Below are 2,590 nucleotides of genomic sequence, written 5' to 3'. Positions count from 1 at the left end.
GATGGCGTCGCGGTAGGGGCGCGCGGCTTGCGCCCAGTCCACGTCTGCGCCCAGGTGCGGTACGGGCGACAGGACGTAGAATCCTTCGTGCCCCGGCGGGGCGATGGACGGGTCGGTCAGAGTGGGCATGTGCAGGTAGAGCGAGAAGTCTTCGGGCAGCACCTTGTGCTTGAAGATGTCGGCCAGTAGTCCCTGATACCGCTCGCTCAGGATGATGTTGTGGTGGGCCAGCTTGCCCTCGTGCCGGTAGAGCTTTTTCGTGCCGAAGTAGATGACGACCAGCGACATGCTGTAGCGGGTCAGCTTCTGGTAGCGGAGGTCGCTATTGCGCAGGCCGCGCGCCCGACCGGGGATGAGGTTCAGATAGGTCCAGGCCACATCGGCGTTGGAGATGACGTGGGCGGCCCGGTGGATTGTTCCGTCGGCCAGGCGGATGCCGGAGGCGCGCCGGTTGTCCACGATGATCTCGGTCACCTCGGTGTTGTAGTGGAAGCGACCGCCCAACTCCTCGATCAGCTGCGCCAGGGCATTGACCAACGCGCCCGTGCCGCCCATCACGTAGTGGACGCCCCACTCGCGTTCCAGGTAGTGGATCATGGCGTAGATCGACGAGGCGTCAAACGGATTGCCGCCGATGAGCAGCGGGTGGAAGGAGAAGCAGCGGCGCAGGAAGTCGTCCTGGATGAAGCGCGAGACGTAGTTGTAGACCGACCGGTGCGATTGCAGCCGGATCAGGTCGGGCGCTACCTTCAGCATGTCGCTCACGCGCAGGAACGGCTTGTCGGCCAGCTCGACGAACCCCTTGCGGAAGATGGCCTGGGTCGTCTGCATGAAACGGCTGTACCCCTCGGCGTCGTCGGGGCTCCAGTTGCGGATCTGGCCGGCGATGAAGTCGGGGTCGTCGTTGTAGTCGAACGGCCGCCCGGTGTGGTCGAAGATGCGATAGAACGGGTCGAGCGGCTTAAACTCGACGTATTCCTCGCGCCGCCGGCCGGCCGCGGCGAAGATGTCGTCGAACATGAAGGGCGCGGTGATGACCGTCGGCCCGCCGTCAAACTTGAACCCGTCCCGCTCGAACACGTAAGCCCGGCCGCCGGGCCTGTCCTGCTTCTCGAAGATCTCGACCTGATAGCCCCGCGCGGCCAGACGGGCCGCTGCGCCCAGTCCGCCAAACCCGCTGCCGATGATGATGACTTTTTCGCTCATAGTCCCCCAGAAGAGAATTTAGAATAGGACTTACGCAGTTGAAGGTAACGTATAGAGCGGCTTAGCCAAGTAAGAACGAATGGCCTCACGGACGATGCGAGCTTTAGCCTCGAAGGAGGAGACACCTGAATGCAGGCGGTAGTACTCCAGGCGCAGGAAAGCGCGCAGGGCGAAGCCGATGTGATTGCGTTGGGCGACCGCCGAGCGATGTTGAGCGCGTTCGACACCACAGAACTGTTTGAGCGAGCGATGGTACTCTTCGATATGCCACAGCCGGGCGACGTAATCGGCCAACGACTCCAGGCGCATGGTCAGGTCATTGGTGGCCCAGAATTCAATGCCGCCGTGTGGGACGGCTATCTTGAAGACCTGGACCCAGCCATAGCCTTTCAGATGCACCACGCTGCCGGTGCGGCCAATCAGCGTCTCGGCCAGCGGTCGGTTGCCGCTGCCGTCCAGGCGCACCAGCCGATTGCTCTTCAACTGCGTCAGCCACGTCCAGCCGTGACCACGAATGGCCTTGAGGTTGTCCAGACTGGCATACCAACTGTCGAAGGCCACCAACTCCGGCCGGAAGCCACGCTCATGAGCACCGGCAACCATTTGACGGAAGTGGTCGTTCTTGCTCAACCCGTCGTGGGTCTTGTCGTACAGCCGAAAGTCGCAGGGATAGCGCGCGTCGCCGGCCGTCCACACCAGACTGACCAGGTTGATGCCTTCTACCACCGCCCGGTGCTTGCCCGACCAATGCGACGTGACCAACGCCATGGCCCGCGCGTACGGCTTGTCCAGCGTCGAATCGTCCAGAACCAGCATCCCTTCCTGCAACGCGATGCAGCCCTGCACCTCGGCCCACAACGCCGCGCTGTCCGGCGGCTGACGACGCAACAGACGCGTATAGGCGTCATGCGCTGGTCGCTCCGCTCCAACGCGCGGGTCACATCGCGCCGCCTCGGTGTTGCTGAACACGGCCTGCGCCGCTATCAGAAATTGGATGTAGTCCAGGTCATCGCACCGTGCTCGGTTCATGCCCTTCAGTCTACCTTCTCGTTTTCAACTGCGTAAGTCCTATCATAGAAATCGATCTTTTTACAAGGCTGTGGGCCGTTTTGCCGGCCAACCCCCTCGTGTACGGCGTCATTGGCAGGGACGGCAAGGGTTCATATGCTACCATTTGCCTCCGATGAATGGAAAAGCGGTTCACGCCAGGGGCGCCAAGCAGGTAAGAACAGGAGTGTTGCGTCCCTGGCATGAGCACTGGCAGTGAATGGATAGTACCCTAGGCGCCCCTACAGACTCGCCCTCCTTGGTTTTGGCAACGTTGGACAGGGGTTGACGACCATCCTGCGCGATCACAGCGAGCGGATCGCCGGGCAGTACGGCG

At 62.2% G+C, this 2,590-nt stretch carries 2 protein-coding genes; both read right to left on the bottom strand.

The window, feature by feature from the left end; all coding sequences use genetic code 11:
- On the bottom strand, positions 1-1,206 hold a 1,206-nt coding region (crtI, locus tag ACE3UY_RS03540), incomplete at its 3' end, for a phytoene desaturase family protein (RefSeq protein ID WP_374686172.1).
- A 30-nt stretch (positions 1,207-1,236) separates the two neighbouring features.
- On the bottom strand, positions 1,237-2,235 hold the full coding sequence (locus ACE3UY_RS03535) for a transposase (protein WP_374686171.1): 999 nt from the start codon (positions 2,233-2,235) through the stop codon (positions 1,237-1,239).
- Positions 2,236-2,590 lie beyond the last annotated feature (355 nt).

It is taken from the genome of Promineifilum sp. (SeqCode) (assembly GCF_041918635.1).
Taxonomy (GTDB): Bacteria; Chloroflexota; Anaerolineae; order Promineifilales; family Promineifilaceae; genus Promineifilum.
Note: the sequence above shows the minus strand (reverse complement) of the source record. Positions and strands in the feature narration are given on the sequence as shown.

What these genes read in the sequence shown, in the direction of transcription:
- ACE3UY_RS03535 (WP_374686171.1), bottom strand. Translation starts at nt 2,235, where the DNA reads ATGAACCGAGCACGGTGCGATGACCTGGACTACATCCAATTTCTGATA.